The 608-nt window shown below is 76.8% G+C and carries 1 protein-coding gene and 1 pseudogene; both read right to left on the bottom strand.

Features of this window, described 5'->3' with window-relative positions; translation table 11 throughout:
* Window positions 1-249 (bottom strand): annotated as a pseudogene (locus tag G3573_RS21890) (sensor histidine kinase); the annotation flags it as partial.
* A partial coding sequence (locus G3573_RS21895; RefSeq protein WP_163263709.1) for a winged helix-turn-helix domain-containing protein occupies window positions 246-608 on the bottom strand: 363 nt, incomplete at its 5' end. The gene G3573_RS21895 and the pseudogene G3573_RS21890, both read right to left, overlap by 4 nt.

Raw genomic sequence — 608 nt, forward strand, 5'->3', positions numbered from 1 at the left:
CTGCAGAGGCGGCAGCGCCTGCGGGGCGGGCGCGCCCGGCCAGGCGGCTTCCGCCGCCGCGGCCAGGGCGGCGCCCTGCGCGACCAGCTCGGCCTCGGTCTGGCGCACCAGGGTGTTCTCGTACACCCGCAGGAAGATCGCGCTGACGCCGGGCAGGGCGGCGGTGAAGATCAGCACCGCCAGCACGATGGTGCGCAGGCGCAGGGTCGGCCAGCGGCTGCGGACGAAGGCCTTGAACCGCCTGATCACGCCCGCGCGCCGGTGCAGGCCCCCAGCTGGTAGCCGACCCCGGCGCGGGTCTCAATCACGTCGTGGCCGCCGACCCCGGCGAATTTGCCGCGCAGGTTGCGCACGTGGCTGTCGATGGTGCGGTCGGTCACCGCGAAGCCCGGGCCGTGCAGGCGGCTGATCAGGTGGTCGCGGGTGAACACCTTGCCGGGCGCCGCGGCCAGCGCGCGCAGGATGCCGAACTCGGTGACGGTCAGGGCGACGTCGGCGCCCTCCCAGCGGGCGCGCCAGCCGTCCGGGTCCAGGCTGAGGCGGCCGCGCGCCAGGGCGCCTTCCGCCGGGGCCTCGCGCGGGGCCGAGCGGCGCAGGACGGCCTGCAC

The organism is Caulobacter sp. 17J65-9 (assembly GCF_010975005.1).
Classification (GTDB): Bacteria; Pseudomonadota; Alphaproteobacteria; order Caulobacterales; family Caulobacteraceae; genus 17J80-11.